Here is a 16,845-nt window from a genome sequence, read left to right on the forward strand (position 1 = left end):
ACGGGCCAGACCCATGTCCATTGGTAGGCACCTAAAGAGAACAAAGCTATGAAACGGATTCTTCTCGGTACTCTCTTCACCGCTGTATCCATCAACGCCATGGCTCAGGCGCCAGGCGGCCCGGATTGCGGTTGGGGCAACATGCTGTTCGAAGGCCAGCGTGGCACTCCGGCTCACTTCCTGGCATCCACCACCAACGGCACCTCCGGCAACGCAACCTTCGGCATGACCTCCGGCACCAACGGTTGCGCGACCAATGCGTCGCTGACCTATGGCGGCAAATCCTGGTTTGCCATGAATGGCATGATGAACGAGCTGTCCGAAGACATGGCCAAAGGTCAGGGCGAAGCGCTGACCACCTACGCCGTGGTACTGGGCGTGGCGCCGGAAGACCGTGCGCACTTCGCCGCCGTCACCCACGAGCACTTCCAGCAGATCTTCAACAAGGCTGACGTGACTGCCGAAGACGTGCATACCAATACCCTCGCCGTCCTGAAGAACGACCCTCGACTGGCCAAGTACGCCACCCAGGCATAAGCTCGACTCGCCCCGCTTCTCTCGGGAAGCGGGTTTTGTTTTTTGGACCTGCCCCACTCCGGGTAATGTTGCTGACTACTGTAGGAGCTGGCTTGCCAGCGATGGTTTCAAAGGCGCTGTGTTTATCCAGTAGACACGCGTTATCGTTAACGACCATCGCTGGCAAGCCAGCTCCTACAGGTAAAAGACATCCACCTCGTTGGGTCTTCATTTTTTCCTGTTTAAGTTGCCACCTATGCTCAAACGCCTTGCCTGGCTGGCGCTGTGTGTCTGCGCCCCGCTGTCCGCCGCGCCTCAAATCGACCCGCAACGTTTGCAGCAACTGGCCAACGACCCTTTCTGGATATCCCTGGGCCATTACGAAACCGCCAAGCTCGGCGGCTGGCGCAGCTATGTCAGCGACAGGAGATTCTTCCTCGCCGCTGACGGCAATGAACATCCCGACCATGAACTGGCGGCGACGGTACAGGCCTTGTACGCCCCGGCCAGTGCCGGTGAAACGCACGCTCAATGCGTCTACCCTGCCCGCACCCGCTGGCTGAAAGAACAGCTCGGCCTGACCGGCCTGCCGACGCCGGACTGCGCCGGGTTCAGGCAATGGTTCAAGGACGTCTCACCGGACAGTGCGGTGATGATCTTCCCGGCAGCCTACCTGAACAGCCCGTCCTCGATGTTTGGCCACACCCTGCTGCGCATCGACCAGGCCGAAGTGAAGAGCGACAAGACTTCGCTGCTCAGTTACGCGATCAACTTCGGCGCCTACATCGAGGGCTCGGACAACAGCATCCTCTATGCCTGGAAAGGCCTGATGGGCGGTTACCCCGGCTTGTTCGCGATGGTGCCCTACCAGGAAAAACTCTCGGAATACCGCAGCCTGGAAAACCGCGACCTGTGGGAATACCGGCTGAACCTGACCCGGCAGGAAACCGAGCGCATGGTCGAGCACGTCTGGGAGCTGAAGCAGATCAGGTTCGACTATTTCTTCTTCGACGAAAACTGCTCATACCGTTTACTGGAACTGCTGCAAGTAGCCCGCCCGAGCTTGCGCCTGACCGGGCAATTTCCACTCACGGCCATCCCGACCGACACCGTCAAAGCGGTGAAAAATGCCGGGCTGGTGGAATCCATCCAGTATCGTCCGTCCCGGGAGCGCGAGTTGCTCAGTCGCGCCGAGCCGCTCAACCCTGAAGAGCAGCAATGGGTGTTGAAAGTCAGCGCCGATCAGAAGCGATTGCAGGATCCGGCGTTCAAGGCACAACCCCGCGAGCGCCAGGCGCTGATCATCGATGCGGCCTATCGACTGGAGCGTTACCGCGCCAATGGCCAGGAACGCGACCCGGCGCGCGCCCAGCGCAGCTTCGAACTGCTGCGGGCAATCAACCAGAACCCGGCGCCGGAGCTGGACATCGCGCAACCCGGCCTGCCTGAAGACGGTCACGAGTCCCGTACCTGGCAGCTCGGCCTCGGCACCCGGGGTGACAGAGCCTTTGGCGAGTACGGCTTGCGCATGGCTTATCACGACCTCAATGACAACAGCGAAAGCTTTCCACTGGGCGCGCAGATCGAAATCCTGCAATTGAAACTGCGCCAGTACGAAGGCAATGACTGGCAAGTACAGCAACTGGACCTGGCGACCATTCGCTCCCTGACCCCGCGCAACCAATTGCTGCAACCACTGTCATGGCAAGTCACCGGTGGTCTGGAGCGGGTGCCGGGCAAGCACGATGACCAGACCCTGGTCAGCCACGTCAACGGCGGTGGCGGTGGGACCTGGCAACTGGGCGATGACCTGCTCGGATTTGCCCTGGGCACTGTGCGTATCGAACACAACAACGACTTCGCCGCCTTCATCGCGCCGGCCGCTGGCTTCAACAGTGGTGTGCTGTGGAAAAACCCGGTGGGCAACCTGAGCCTGGAAGCCAAGGGTGATTTCTTCACCAATGGCGAAGTGCGTCGTAGCCTGAGCCTGAATCAGCAATGGGAAATGTCCCGCAATCTCGGACTGCGCTTGAGTGCCCGGCGCGAGTTCAGCCATCTGGCGACGCCCGAGAACGAAGTGATGCTTGAGCTGAAGTGGTATCACTACTGACCTGATACACACCCACCGCCCCTGTGGGAGGGAGCGAGCAAGCTCGCTCCTACAAGCGGTACGCGGTGTTGAGTGGATTTTTCACCGCCCTTGCACACCATCCTGGCGAGCCGGCTTCTAGACTTTCCTTATGGGCCGTTGGGGCATGGGAGTTCGAAATGTGGCGAGTGACAGGCCCGGGCCTATCACTCGCCGTAAGTCGCTTTCAGACATCCAGTGAAACCAGATGCCTGCGACCATGATCCAAACCCTATGCCGGGAGAATTCCATGAGCCGTGCCTTCGTCCATGAAGATAACGCCGCTGCGCAAACCGATCAGCCTGTCGAACGGCAGGTCAGCGCGCAGCCCAATTACGTCACGCCGCAAGGCCTCAGCCTGTTGCAGGCTAAAGTCGCCGAACTGCAAGCCCTGCACACTGAACAATCGGCAAAGGGCGACGAGGCCGACAAGCAGCGCCTGGTGGATCTCGAACGTGATTTGCGTTACTTCAAGCAGCGCCTGGGCAGCGCCCAGGTGGTACCCGCCGCGACTTCGACCGAGAAAGTGCAGTTCGGCAGTTGGGTGACCTATGCCGATGAACACAACACCGAACGCCGGGTACAACTGGTGGGCGAAGATCAGGCCGATGCCGCCCACGGCCTGATCAACTGGGGTTCACCGCTGGGCCGGGCGCTGTTCGGCGCACGACTCAACGATGAAGTGCTCTGGCAGCGCCCTGTTGGCGATCAAGTGATTGAAGTGATCCGCATCGAACCGTCTTAAACCACACCTTGGGCCAACATTGCATCGGCGACTTTGACGAAGCCTGCGATGTTCGCGCCTTTGACATAGTTGATACGTCCGTTCTCTTCACCGTAGTGCACACAGGCGTGATGGATCGACTGCATGATCGCGTGCAGCTTGCTGTCCACCTCACCGGAGGTCCACAGCAAACGCATGGCGTTCTGCGACATCTCCAGACCGCTCACCGCCACGCCACCGGCGTTGGATGCCTTGCCCGGGGCAAACAGAATGCCGGCCTCGACGAAGATATCCACAGCCTCCAGCGTGGTCGGCATGTTCGCGCCTTCGGCCACGCATACGCAGCCGTTACGCAGCAGAGTGTGCGCAGCTTCGGCATCGAGTTCGTTCTGCGTGGCGCATGGCAGCGCGATGTCGCACGGCAGCGTCCATGGGTGCTGGCCGGCGCGAAACTCCAGGCCGAACGCCGCCGCCAATTCGCTGATCCGCCCGCGTTTGACGTTTTTCAGATCCAGCAACGCCAGCCACTGATCTTCACTCAGGCCAGCTTCGCAATACAGCGTGCCTTCGGAGTCGGACAGGGAAATCACTTTGCCACCCAGGTCCATCACCTTGCGTGCTGCGTACTGGGCAACGTTGCCGGAACCGGAGATTGCCACGCGCTTGCCTTCAACGGTCTGATCACGGCGCTTGAGCATTTCTTCGGCGAAGTACACGCAACCGAAACCGGTGGCTTCAGGGCGAATCAGGCTGCCGCCGTAGCTTGGGCCTTTGCCTGTCAGCACACTGGTGAACTGGTTGCTCAGGCGCTTGTACTGGCCGAACAGGAAACCGATCTCCCGCGCACCGACGCCGATGTCCCCGGCCGGCACGTCAACGTCTGCACCGATGTGGCGGTACAGCTCGCTCATGAAGGCCTGGCAGAAGCGCATGACTTCGGCATCGCTTTTGCCCTTCGGATCGAAGTCCGAACCGCCCTTGCCGCCCCCCATGGGCAATGAAGTCAGGGAGTTCTTGAAGGTCTGTTCGAAGGCGAGGAATTTCAGTACGCCCATGTTCACCGACGGGTGGAAACGCAGGCCGCCCTTGTACGGGCCGATGGCGCTGTTCATCTGGATGCGGAATCCGCGATTGACCTGGACCTTGCCCTGATCGTCGACCCACGACACGCGGAACACTACCGCCCGCTCCGGCTCGCAGATGCGTTCCAGAATGCCCGAGCTCAGGTAATGCGGGTTGGCCTCAAGAAACGGCCATAGACTGCGTAGTACTTCTTCCACGGCCTGGTGGAATTCAGGCTGGTCCGGATCGCGATTTTTCAGGCGGGCAAGGAAGGATTCGACGGATTCGATCATGGAAAAGTCTCGGCAAATTGATTGTCGTTGTAAGAGATTGAGCCGGACTGTAACAAACGACTTGCGCACAAGAACAGCGCAAAATGTCGCACTTATGAAATTAAATGGTGCACAGGATATAAATAACTCCGGTTTCTTGACCATTTTTGCACCTGAACAGGGATCAACAATTCAAGTCTTGCACCATTAGAAACACCGCCTTCGCGAGCAAGCCCGCTCCCACATTTGAAATGCGTTCTACTGTGGGAGCGGGCTTGCTCGCGAATGGCGCGACTCGGCGTCATTGAAAAAACACAGGCATAAAAAAACGGAGCCCGAAGGCTCCGCTCTTTATGCAACCAACCCGAAATCAGGCCAGTTTCTTGTGGCGTACACGATGCGGCTGGGCAGCCGCTTCGCCGAGGCGCTTTCTGCGGTCGGCTTCGTACTCGGTGTAGTTGCCTTCGAAGAACACCGCTTGCGAGTCGTCTTCGTACGCCAGGATGTGCGTCGCGACGCGGTCAAGGAACCACCGGTCGTGGGAGATCACAATGGCGGCGCCCGGGAAGTCCAGCAGGGCTTCTTCCAGGGAACGCAGGGTTTCAACGTCGAGGTCGTTGGACGGTTCGTCGAGCAGCAGGACGTTGCCGCCCTCTTTCAAGGTCAGGGCCAGGTGCAAGCGACCACGCTCACCACCGGACAGGTCCTTGACGAACTTCTGCTGATCGCCGCCCTTGAAGTTGAAGCGACCGACGTAGGTACGCGACGGGATCTCGTAGTTGCCGATGCGGATCTGGTCGGAACCGTCGGAGATCTGCTGGAACACGGTCTTGCTGCCGTCCAGGTCTTCGCGGCTCTGATCCACACACGCAAGCTGCACGGTTTCACCGACTTCGATGCTGCCCGAATCCGGAGTTTCCTTGCCCATCAGCATGCGGAACAGGGTCGACTTACCGGCACCGTTACCGCCGATCACGCCGACGATGGCGCCTTTAGGCATGGAGAACGACAGGTTGTCGATCAGCACGCGGTCGCCGTAGCCCTTGGTGACGTTCTTGAACTCGATGACCTTGTCGCCCAGGCGCGGACCGGCCGGGATATAAATCTCGTTGGTTTCGCTGCGTTTCTGGAATTCCTGCGATTGCATTTCTTCGAAGCGTTGCAGACGAGCCTTGGATTTGGACTGGCGGGCCTTGGCGCCTTTGCGCACCCACTCCAGTTCTTCCTTCATGGCTTTTTCGTGGGCCGACTGCTGCTTGGATTCGGCAGCCAGACGATCGGACTTGGCTTCCAGCCAACCCGAATAGTTGCCTTCGTACGGAATGCCCGCGCCGCGGTCGAGTTCCAGAATCCAGCCGGCAACGTTGTCCAGGAAGTAACGGTCGTGCGTGATCGCTACCACAGTGCCCGGGAAGTCGTGCAGGAAGTGCTCAAGCCACGCAACGGAGTCGGCGTCCAGGTGGTTGGTCGGTTCGTCGAGCAGCAGCATGTCCGGGGCGGACAGCAGCAGACGGCACAGGGCCACACGACGCTTTTCACCACCGGAAAGGTGTTCGACCCTGGCATCCCAGGCTGGCAGACGCAGCGCATCGGCGGCGACTTCCAGTTGACGCTCCAGGTTGTGGCCGTCGCTGGCTTGCAGGATGGCTTCGAGCTTGGCCTGCTCGGCCGCCAGCTTGTCGAAGTCGGCATCCGGGTCGGCGTAGGCCGCGTAGACCTCGTCCAGACGCGCCTGGGCGTCCTTGATCACGCTGACCGCTTCCTCGACCACTTCACGCACGGTCTTGGTCGGGTCCAGGATCGGTTCCTGCGGCAGGTAGCCGATGTTCAGCTCCGGCATTGGGCGGGCTTCGCCTTCGAATTCGGTATCGACGCCGGCCATGATTTTCAACAGCGTGGACTTACCCGAACCGTTGAGGCCGAGTACGCCGATCTTGGCGCCGGGGAAGAACGACAGAGAAATGTTTTTCAGGATTTCCCGCTTCGGCGGAACAACTTTGCCCAGCCGATGCATGGTGAATACGTATTGAGCCATGGAGAACCTAGGGTCAGTGACTGATGAATGATTGGAGCGCAGGCAATGCCCGGCCAGACCGTGCGCGTCGCTCGCTTGAAGGGATCAAAACGTGCGCGCTGAAAAAAGTCTGAGTCTAGGAGCTGGTCCAGACGCTGTTAAAACGTAATGAGCGAAGGAAAGACAAGGCGAAAACAGGCGAGGACGCGGAGTTTACGAGTTGTAAATGAGCAGTCCGAGCCTGTTTTCAACGCAGTATTTCCGAGAGCAGTAGTTTTAGCAGTGTCTGGGCCCCCGCGTAACCGGCAAAGCTACCTGAATGACCAGTGGCAGTCCAGCCGACGGACAGGGGCTGGCACTTCGCCACAACTCAAGGCATGCTAGCCGCCCTTCGGGCGTCCGGCTTATAGTGCACGTCGCGTCGGTCCAGCCAAACCGCAGGATTACAGCTTGTCCAATGTCCCCCCGCCTCTGACTTCCAGTGCGCCGGCCACAACGCCCGGCTCCCCCCTGCTCGGGACTTTGAAGGGCACCTTGGCGACACTTGCACTATTGCTGCTGGCCCTGCTGTTCTGGCAGTTGCTCGACCAACTGCGGGAAACCCAGAAGAACCAGCGCCAGTACACCATCGACTACACCGCCGATCTGGCCGCGCAGGTCAGCCTGAACATGGCACTCAACGCGCAGATCGCCCTCAATCTGTTGCCGATCGTCGAACAACCGCAGGACGCCGATGAGCTGCAGGCCCTGCTGCGCAAGCTGCAACAGTCACTGCCTGATCTGCGCAGCCTGGCTTTGCTCAGCCCCTCCGGAAAAGTCATCAGTGACAGCGCTCCCGATAGCGATGACAGCCACTACCTGGGTGAACTGGTACGCCGCAGCCACGCCCAGGCGCACTACTTCAGCAATGCCACCGACGGTTCCGTGGTGCATCTATTGTTGCATCAGGCCAGCGGCAGCTCCCGAGGCTATTGGGCCTTGCGTCTGACTCCCACCTTCTTTTCGTCCTTGACCAAGCAAGGCGAGGCCGTGGACCGTCCGATGTGGCTGGTGGAAAACCGTGTCAATCATCAGATCGTCAGCCGTGACGAAGCGTTGCCCTCGGTCACCCCGGGGACGCTGACCGCCGACGACATCGCCAACAGCGTGCTGACGGTTCCGCTGAGCAGCAGCGATTGGCAATTGCGCGGCTTGTTCGACCGTCAGCGCGTGCTGGAGCAACTGCTACCGGCGTTCATCGGCAAATGCCTGCTGGGCCTGGCGTTTTCCATGCTGCCGTTTCTTGCCTTGCTGAACATGCGCCGACGTCAGCGCCAGTTGAATGAAGGCCGCCGGCGTTATCAGGACATATTCGAAGGCACCGGCGTGGCTTTGTGCGTGCTCGACATGTCAGGGCTCAAGGTCTTTTTCGACAAGGCACAGCTGCAGGGCAGCGAGCAACTGCAAGCATGGCTGGCGATCCCGGAGCAACGCCGTCAATTGCTGAACGAACTGCGGATCACCGAGGTCAACCAGGTCGCGCTGCAACTGCTTAATGTCGATAGCACCGACAACGCCTGGAAACTGCTGGTCGACGGCAATCCGCAGGACGGCACCGCCATCGGCAACCAGGTGCTCGACGCGATGCTCAATCGGCAGCAACAGCTGGAGCTGGAAATCAAGCTCCAGGACGCCAGCGGTCGCGACCAGCACCTGTGGCTGGTGCTGCGCCTGCCGCAAACCCCGGACGACTATGACGCGGTGATCCTGAGCATCACCGACATCACCAGCCGCAAGCTCATCGAATTGTCATTGCAGGAGCGTGAAGGGTTCTGGTCGGATGTGGTGCGCACGGTGCCGGATCACCTGTATGTGCAGGACGTGATCAGCCAGCGCATGATCTTCAGCAACCACCACCTGGGCCAGACCCTGGGTTACAACCGCACTGAACTGCAGCAGATGGGTGAATACTTCTGGGAAATCCTCCTGCATCCCGAAGACGCCGACTATTACCATCGCTCCCGCCAGGTCCAGCGCCAGACCGGTTATCGCCAGTTGATGCAGTGCCAGTTGCGCTTCCGCCATCGGGACGGCCAGTGGCGACGCTTCGAGATTCGCGAACAGGCACTGGCGCGGGACAAGGAGGATCAGGTCACGCGGATCATCGGCGTGGCCAAGGACATCACCGACCAGATCGAAGCAAGCGAATCGCTGCGCGACAGCGAGCAGCGCTACCGGATGCTCGCCGAAAGCATCAGCGACGTGATTTTCTCCACCGACAACCGCCTTAACCTCAATTACGTCAGCCCTTCGGTGCAAGCCGTGCTGGGCTACAACGCCGAGTGGATTTTCCAGAATGGCTGGCAATCGACCATTGCCAACCCGCAACAACTGACCGGCATCTACCACCTGATGGACCGGGTCAGCAAAGCGCTGGATCAGCCGGACCAACTGGCGCTGTTGCGCTGCCAGGTGCAAACCCAACTGTTCCTGTTCGATTGCCTGCGGGCCGACGGGCGCAAGATCCCGATCGAGCTGCGCCTGGTATTGGTCTGGGACGATCACGGCACGTTCGAAGGCGTGCTCGGCGTCGGTCGCGACATCAGCCAGCAACGTCGGGCCGAAAAAGACTTGCGCATGGCCGCCACGGTATTCGAACACTCGACCTCGGCGATCCTGATCACCGACCCGGCCGGCTACATCGTCCAGGCCAACGAAGCCTTCAGCCGTGTCAGCGGTTATGCCGTGGAGCAGGTCCTCGACCAGTTGCCGAACATGCTGACCGTCGACGAGCAGCAGGATACCCATCTGCGTTACGTGCTCAAGCAATTGGGCCAGCACAGCACCTGGGAAGGCGAAGTCTGGCTCAAGCGCCGCAACGGCGAGCACTACCCGGCCTGGGTCGGGATCACCGCGGTACTCGACGACGAAGGCGACCTGGCCAGTTATGTGTGTTTCTTCAGTGACATCAGCGAGCGCAAGGCCAGCGAGCAGCGGATTCACCGCCTCGCCTACTACGATGCCCTGACCCACCTGCCCAACCGCACGCTGTTCCAGGATCGCCTGCACACGGCACTGCAATCGGCCGAACGGCAGAAGTCGTGGGTGGTGCTGATGTTCCTCGATCTCGACCGCTTCAAGCCGATCAACGACTCCCTGGGCCACGCCGCCGGCGACCGCATGCTCAAGGAAATGGCCGCGCGCCTGCTCGGTTGCGTCGACGATGACGACACCGTGGCGCGCATGGGCGGGGACGAATTCACCTTGCTCCTGCAACCGCGGGCCAACCGTGAAATCGCCCTGAACCGGGCCATTCATGTGGCCGAACAGATTCTCGCCAGCCTGGTGAAACCGTTTGTGCTTGAAGGCCGCGAGTTCTTCGTCACGGCCAGTATCGGCATCGCCCTGAGCCCGCAGGACGGCAACGAACTCAGCCAATTGATGAAGAATGCCGACACCGCGATGTACCACGCCAAGGAGCGTGGCAAGAACAACTTCCAGTTCTATCAGGCGGACATGAACGCCAGTGCGCTGGAACGCCTGGAGCTGGAAAGCGACTTGCGCCATGCCCTGGAACAGAACGAATTCGTACTGTATTACCAACCGCAGTTCAGCGGCGACGGCAAGCGCCTGACCGGTGCCGAGGCACTGTTGCGCTGGCGCCATCCACGCCGCGGGCTGGTGCCGCCGGGGGATTTCATTCCAGTGCTCGAAGAGCTCGGGCTGGTGGTGGATGTCGGCGACTGGGTGATCAGCGAAGCCTGCCGCCAGCTCAAGGCCTGGCATCAGGCCAGGGTACGGGTGCCGAAGGTGTCGGTGAACATCTCGGCGCGGCAGTTCTCCGACGGCCAGCTCGGCACGCGAATCGCCACCATCCTCAAGGAAACCGGCCTGCCGCCGGCGTGCCTGGAACTGGAACTCACCGAAAGTATCCTGATGCGCGAAGTCTGCGAGGCGATGCAGATACTCGATGGCCTGAAAAACCTCGGCCTGAGCATTGCGGTCGACGATTTCGGTACCGGTTACTCATCGCTCAACTACCTCAAGCAGTTCCCGATCGACGTACTGAAGATCGACCGCACTTTCGTCGACGGCCTGCCGTCGGGTGAACAGGATGCGCAGATCGCCCGGGCGATCATTGCCATGGCCCACAGCCTGAACCTGGCGGTGATCGCCGAAGGCGTGGAAACCCACGAGCAGCTTGATTTCCTGAGGGAGCACGGTTGCGACGAGGTGCAGGGTTACCTGTTCGGCCGTCCGATGCCGGCAGGCCGGTTCGAAGGGCAGTTCAGTAATGATGCGCTGTTCATGTTTGACTGAGGTTTTGCAGCGCCGCAGATGACGCCTTCGCGAGCAAGCCCGCTCCCACATTTTGGAATGCATTCCCCTGTGGGAGCGGGCTTGCTCGCGAAGAGACCGGCACGATCACCGCTAATCCCCGCATGAACACCACTTGTCTGCGACATGATGCCGTTTCATATGCCATCTAAAACCCATTGGGTTAGAATGCCCCCCTTTTCCGCCCCCGATCCTTGAGGACCGCCATGTTCAGCCGTGATTTGACTATTGCCAAGTACGACGCCGATCTCTTTGCCGCCATGGAGCAAGAAGCTCAGCGCCAGGAAGAGCACATTGAGCTGATCGCTTCGGAAAACTACACCAGCCCTGCGGTGATGGAAGCTCAAGGCTCGGTCTTGACCAACAAGTACGCCGAAGGCTACCCGGGCAAGCGCTACTACGGTGGTTGCGAGTACGTAGACGTCGTCGAGCAGTTGGCTATCGATCGCGCCAAAGAGTTGTTCGGTGCCGACTACGCCAACGTTCAGCCACACGCTGGCTCGCAAGCCAACAGCGCCGTTTACCTGGCCCTGCTGTCGGCTGGCGACACCATCCTGGGCATGAGCCTGGCCCACGGCGGTCACCTGACCCACGGCGCCAGCGTTTCGTCCTCCGGCAAGCTGTACAACGCCATCCAGTACGGCATCGACGCCAACGGCCTGATCGACTACGACGAAGTCGAGCGCCTGGCCGTTGAGCACAAGCCGAAAATGATCGTGGCTGGCTTCTCTGCCTACTCGCAGATCCTCGACTTCCCGCGCTTCCGTGCAATCGCTGACAAGGTTGGCGCTTACCTGTTCGTCGACATGGCTCACGTAGCCGGTCTGGTCGCCGCTGGCGTCTACCCGAACCCGGTTCCATTCGCCGACGTCGTGACCACCACCACCCACAAGACCCTGCGCGGTCCACGTGGCGGCCTGATCCTGGCTCGCGCCAACGCCGACATCGAGAAGAAGCTGAACTCCGCGGTATTCCCGGGCGCCCAGGGCGGCCCGCTGGAGCACGTGATCGCGGCCAAGGCGATCTGCTTCAAGGAAGCGCTGCAGCCTGAGTTCAAGGCTTACCAGCAACAAGTGGTGAAGAACGCCCAGGCCATGGCCAGCGTGTTCATCGAGCGCGGCTTCGACGTAGTGTCGGGCGGTACTGAGAACCACCTGTTCCTGCTGTCGCTGATCAAGCAGGAAATCTCCGGTAAAGACGCCGATGCCGCTCTGGGCAAAGCGTTCATCACCGTGAACAAGAACTCCGTGCCAAACGACCCACGCTCCCCGTTCGTCACCTCCGGTCTGCGCTTCGGCACCCCGGCTGTGACCACTCGCGGCTTCAAGGAAGCAGAGTGCAAGGAACTGGCCGGCTGGATCTGCGACATCCTGGCTGACCTGAACAACGAAGCGGTGATCGATGCCGTTCGTGAGAAGGTAAAGGCTATCTGCAAGAAGCTGCCGGTATACGGCGCTTAATCAGCCCCGCTAAACCGCAGTCATGAGAAACCGGCCAGAGATGGCCGGTTTTTTTTCGCCCGTGAAATGCTTCTGCAGGAGCGAGCTTGCTCGCGATGATTTCAATGATGATGCGTTGATCCAGCAAGCACTCGTTATCGTTGACGACCTTCGCGAGCACGCTCGCTCCTACAGGATCAGCACAACTGGTAAGACCGGTCATGCCAATTTTCTAATTTTTACTTGCGAACATCTAAAAATAGCGCCTAGACTGCGCCTGCACTGGACATACCGGTAAGACCACAATAATTAAGTCCTGAAGTCGATGCGCCTTGCGCACGGCAGCCAGGACACCGACCAGGATTCCTCCCATGCTCAGATGGTGCTCGCGTTCAATCTTCCTCCAAGTGGTTCTCGGACTGGTGCTCGGCATCGTCTGCGGACTGACCCTTCCCGAATACTCCGCTCAGCTCAAGCCGCTCGGTGACGGTTTTATCAAGCTGATCAAAATGCTCATCGGCCTGATCGTGTTCTGCGTGGTGGTCAGCGGCATCAGCGGTGCCGGCGACCTGAAAAAGGTCGGGCGCATCGGCCTAAAATCGGTGATCTACTTTGAAGTGCTGACCACCATCGCCCTGGTGATCGGCCTGGTGTTCGCCTTCAGCACCGGTATCGGCAGTGGCGCGAACATTCACCTGGAACAGCTTTCCGCTGCCGACATGGGCGACATTGCCCAGCGCGGCCAGCACATGCACACCACCACACAGTTCCTGATGGACCTGATTCCGACGTCGGTGATCGGCGCCTTTGCCGATAACAATATCCTGCAGGTCCTGCTGTTTTCAGTGTTGTTCGGCAGTGCACTGAATCTGGTGGGCGAGGCGGCATCGGGTATTTCGCGGCTGATCAATGAACTCAGCCACGTGATCTTCCGCATCATGGGCATGATCGTGCGACTGGCACCGATCGGTGTATTCGGCGCGATCGCCTTCACCACCAGCAAATATGGCCTGGACTCGCTGCAACACCTGGGCAGCCTGGTCGGCTTGTTCTACCTGACCTGTGTGGCCTTCGTTGCCCTGATTCTCGGCCTGGTGATGCGTCTCTCTGGCTTGAAGATGTGGCCATTGCTCAAATACCTTCGCGAGGAACTGCTCATCGTCATGGGCACCGCTTCGTCCGATGCCGTTCTGCCACAAATCATGCGCAAGCTCGAGCATCTGGGCATCGGCAGTTCGACAGTCGGCCTGGTGATTCCAACGGGTTACTCGTTCAACCTCGACGGTTTCTCGATCTACCTGACCCTGGCCATCGTGTTCATCGCCAACGCCACCGGCACGCCGCTGGCCATGACCGACCTGCTGACGATTCTGTTGGTATCGTTGATCACCTCCAAGGGTGCCCACGGTATTCCGGGCTCGGCGCTGGTGATTCTGGCGGCCACCCTGACCGCCATTCCGGCAATTCCGGTGGTGGGTCTGGTGCTGGTGCTGGCCGTGGACTGGTTCATGGGCATCGGCCGGGCACTGACCAACCTGATCGGCAACTGCGTAGCGACCGTCGCCATCGCACGGTGGGAAAAGGACATCGATGTACAACGGGCGAACAAGGTGCTTTCCGGCCAGGCGGGTTATACCTTCCAGCCACGAAAACCGGTTGCTCAAGCGGCAGCCAAAGAATTCTGAATGACCGCCGTGCCTGCCGACCCGCAGGCACGGCTCACGGAGCGAACAAGTGATTACCTCATCAACCGTCGTCAACTCAGTGGTAGAAAAACTTCGGGCCGCTTTGGCCAGGGGGCAGTGGCGCTCCGGCGACATGCTGCCGGGCCAGCGTGAACTGGCCGAACAACTGGGCATCAGCCGCCCGAGCCTGCGCGAAGCGGTGATCGTGCTGGAAACCCTCGGCCTCGTGCGTTCAATGCCGGGCAAAGGCGTTGTGGTGCTCGACGCGCAGCTCAGCGACAACGCCAGCCATGACAGCGCCGTGGCCGGCGCCAGCCTCGAAGATGTGCTGCAACTGCGCTACACCCTCGAACCATTCATCGTCGGCCTCGTGGCGCAGTCCATCAGCAGCAAGGAAGTCGGGCAACTGCGCCTGACCCTGATGGACATGCGCGAAGCCCTGGAGGCTGGCGATAGTGAAGCCGGAGTCAGCGCCTACATCGCCTTCCACGAGGAATTGTTCACCCTGACCTCGAACCCGATCTTCCAGAGCGTGGTCCAGCAAACCAGCAATGCCCTCAAGCAAAGCGCCGAAGTGTTGCGCAACTCCCCGGAGCATCTGGCTGAACGCCTTGAAGAAAACGAGGCCGTGGTGCGCGCGATCCGCAGCAAGAACAGCGCCCAGGCCAGTGCCGAGATGCGTCGGCACATTTTGCGCGAAGGCCAGCGCATGGGCATCGAACTGAACATTCCGGAAGACAACCTCGGCAGTTGAAACCTCTTCGAACTGGAGATTGGCCATGACCGGCTTCGCCTCGCCACAAACACTCGTTACCCTGCCCATCCGCCCTTCGGTGGATGATCTGTATTCGCGGATCCTCGATGCCATTTTCGACCAGCGCATCCATTCGGCCAGCCGCTTTACGGAAGAAAGTCTGACGCAGATGTTCGGTGCTCGACGCAGCGATGTGCGCGATGTACTGACGCGACTGTCCCATCAGCAAATCATCCTCCTTCGAGTCAACCATCGTCCCCGCGTCGCCGAACTTGATGCCGAGCAGACCCGGCAGACACTGCATGCCCGGCGGCTCGCCGAGATCATGCTGGTGCGGCTGGCGTGTCAGCAACCCTGCGCGCAAGACCTGAAGCAACTGCGGACGCTAGTCGATAACGAGCGTGAATGCGCTGAGCGCGGCCGGGCAATTCGTTTGTCGGGAGAGTTCCATTTGCAGTTGGCCGAAATGGCTGGAAATGCACCGCTGGCGCATTTTCTTGGCAGCCTGGTGCCGCTGACCTCATTGGCGATTGCACAGTGTGAGGAGCAGACGCACAGTTGTTGCGCGTGGCAGGAGCATTTGGCGATTGCTGATGCTGTTGAACGTGGAAATGCTGCGACAGCGGTCATGCTGATAAACCGGCATCTGGATCATCTGGAGCAGACACTGCTCAGTACACCCCGTGAACATTGTGTTGCTGGCTAGATTGCATCGCGGGCAAGCCCGCTCCCACAGTGTTCGAGGGTAAGCACAGACTTTGTGTTCAACCAGAAACCTGTGGGAGCCGGGCTTGCCCGCGATGGCGCCCTCACAGACGCCATAAAACTTCAGACCGCCGCCACCCGCGCAAACCCCTCTCGAATCTTTTCTTCCGGCAAATCATCAGCAATGAACACGATCACGCTTTCGCGGGTTTCATCGTCGGCCCATTCGGTATCCCAGTCGAATCCATAAAGCTTCAAGACACCCTGGAACACCATGCGCCGCGGTTCGCCGAGGATGTTCAACACACCTTTGTAGCGCAGCAACTGCTTGCCATGCTCCTCCAGCAGCTCGTTCATGAACTCGCTGAGTCTGTCGATATCCAGCGGCTTTTCAGTGCGCAGCACCAGGCTGGAAATGCGGTCGATGGACGGTGCCTGGCTGACCGGTCGCAAACTCACCCCGCCACCGAGGTCGGCGTTGAGATTGAAACCGCGCACGTCGAGCAATTCGGCCAGGTCGATCTTGCCATGGTCGACCACGCGGATCGGGGCGCGACGGTTGATGCGGGTCAGGCGTTCGCTCAACGCGGTGAAGGTCAGCTCGTCCACCAGATCGCGCTTGCTCACCAGCAAGCGGTCGGCGAAACCGATCTGCGCCTGGGCGATGGTCTGGGTCAGGTGCAAGTCGGCATGCGCCGCATCGACCAGCGTGATGATGCCGTCGAGGATATAGCGCTCGCGCAATTCTTCGTCGATGAAAAAGGTTTGCGCCACGGGCGCCGGGTCGGCCAGGCCGGTGCACTCGATCACCAGACGGTCGAAGGCGATGTCGCCCTGGTCCAGACGCTCGAGCAACAGATAAAGCGCTTTGGTCAGGTCTGTATGGATGGTGCAGCAGACGCAGCCGTTGGAGAGCGTCATCACTTGCACCGGTTCATCGCCCAACAACTGGGTGTCGATACCGGCGTCGCTGAATTCGTTCTCGATCACGGCAATCTTCAGGCCGTGCTCGGCCTTGAGCAGGTGACGCAACAGGGTGGTCTTGCCAGCGCCGAGGAAGCCGCTGAGGATCGTGACCGGGATGGGAGAGGACAAGCTGGATCTCCTTTTTCACACAATGAAAAAACAACACAAAACAAATGTGGGAGCGGGGGTTGTGGCCGACGGGGCGGGACGGTGAAAAGATTTTTTTTGTGAATAAACCCGATTGGCCGGCAACCCCCCCCCAC

Annotated in this window: 11 protein-coding genes; 8 read left to right on the forward strand and 3 right to left on the reverse strand. The window is 60.0% G+C overall.

Annotated elements, in window-relative coordinates:
* Positions 1–48: 48 nt before the first annotated feature.
* The 3 genes from ACCD00_RS17065 to ACCD00_RS17075 all read left to right on the forward strand — a co-directional run bounded on the left by ACCD00_RS17065 (position 49) and on the right by ACCD00_RS17075 (position 3,389).
* A complete protein-coding gene (locus ACCD00_RS17065) occupies positions 49–537 on the forward strand; it encodes a DUF3015 domain-containing protein (RefSeq protein WP_413426258.1) in 489 nt (162 codons plus the stop codon).
* Between the two features lie 235 nt (positions 538–772).
* Complete coding sequence (locus tag ACCD00_RS17070) at positions 773–2,626, forward strand: DUF4105 domain-containing protein (RefSeq protein ID WP_413426260.1); 1,854 nt, start codon at positions 773–775, stop codon at positions 2,624–2,626.
* Between the two features lie 268 nt (positions 2,627–2,894).
* On the forward strand, positions 2,895–3,389 hold the full coding sequence (locus ACCD00_RS17075) for a GreA/GreB family elongation factor (RefSeq protein WP_413426262.1): 495 nt from the start codon (positions 2,895–2,897) through the stop codon (positions 3,387–3,389).
* Here ACCD00_RS17075 and gdhA read toward each other — a convergent pair.
* Positions 3,386–4,723 (reverse strand): NADP-specific glutamate dehydrogenase, encoded by a 1,338-nt coding sequence (gene gdhA, locus ACCD00_RS17080; RefSeq protein WP_413426264.1) that lies wholly within the window; start codon positions 4,721–4,723, stop codon positions 3,386–3,388. The two genes, ACCD00_RS17075 and gdhA, sit on opposite strands and share 4 nt — an antisense overlap.
* A gap of 349 nt (positions 4,724–5,072) precedes the next feature.
* Positions 5,073–6,737 carry an energy-dependent translational throttle protein EttA gene (gene ettA, locus ACCD00_RS17085; protein ID WP_111288331.1) on the reverse strand — a complete coding sequence of 555 codons (1,665 nt, stop codon included), beginning with the start codon at positions 6,735–6,737 and terminating at the stop codon, positions 5,073–5,075.
* A gap of 429 nt (positions 6,738–7,166) precedes the next feature.
* On the opposite strand from ettA, the gene ACCD00_RS17090 reads away from it, so the two are divergent.
* The 5 genes from ACCD00_RS17090 to ACCD00_RS17110 all read left to right on the forward strand — a co-directional run bounded on the left by ACCD00_RS17090 (position 7,167) and on the right by ACCD00_RS17110 (position 15,617).
* Positions 7,167–11,015, forward strand: a complete 3,849-nt coding sequence (locus ACCD00_RS17090) for an EAL domain-containing protein (protein WP_413426266.1) — start codon at positions 7,167–7,169, stop codon at positions 11,013–11,015.
* Positions 11,016–11,239: 224 nt separating this feature from the next.
* Positions 11,240–12,493: a serine hydroxymethyltransferase gene (glyA, locus tag ACCD00_RS17095; protein ID WP_008022534.1), complete on the forward strand. Its 1,254-nt coding sequence runs from the start codon at positions 11,240–11,242 to the stop codon at positions 12,491–12,493.
* 350 nt (positions 12,494–12,843) lie between these two features.
* Positions 12,844–14,157 carry a C4-dicarboxylate transporter DctA gene (locus ACCD00_RS17100; protein WP_322614913.1) on the forward strand — a complete coding sequence of 438 codons (1,314 nt, stop codon included), beginning with the start codon at positions 12,844–12,846 and terminating at the stop codon, positions 14,155–14,157.
* Positions 14,158–14,206: 49 nt separating this feature from the next.
* Positions 14,207–14,911 carry a FadR/GntR family transcriptional regulator gene (locus ACCD00_RS17105; protein WP_057400500.1) on the forward strand — a complete coding sequence of 235 codons (705 nt, stop codon included), beginning with the start codon at positions 14,207–14,209 and terminating at the stop codon, positions 14,909–14,911.
* 25 nt (positions 14,912–14,936) lie between these two features.
* Positions 14,937–15,617: a GntR family transcriptional regulator gene (locus ACCD00_RS17110; RefSeq protein WP_413426269.1), complete on the forward strand. Its 681-nt coding sequence runs from the start codon at positions 14,937–14,939 to the stop codon at positions 15,615–15,617.
* Between the two features lie 122 nt (positions 15,618–15,739).
* Here ACCD00_RS17110 and yjiA read toward each other — a convergent pair whose 3' ends face one another.
* Positions 15,740–16,711: a GTPase gene (yjiA, locus tag ACCD00_RS17115; protein ID WP_413426271.1), complete on the reverse strand. Its 972-nt coding sequence runs from the start codon at positions 16,709–16,711 to the stop codon at positions 15,740–15,742.
* Positions 16,712–16,845: the final 134 nt, after the last annotated feature.

This window comes from Pseudomonas sp. Pseusp3 (assembly GCF_047304225.1).
Lineage (GTDB): Bacteria > Pseudomonadota > Gammaproteobacteria > Pseudomonadales > Pseudomonadaceae > Aquipseudomonas > Aquipseudomonas fluorescens_CD.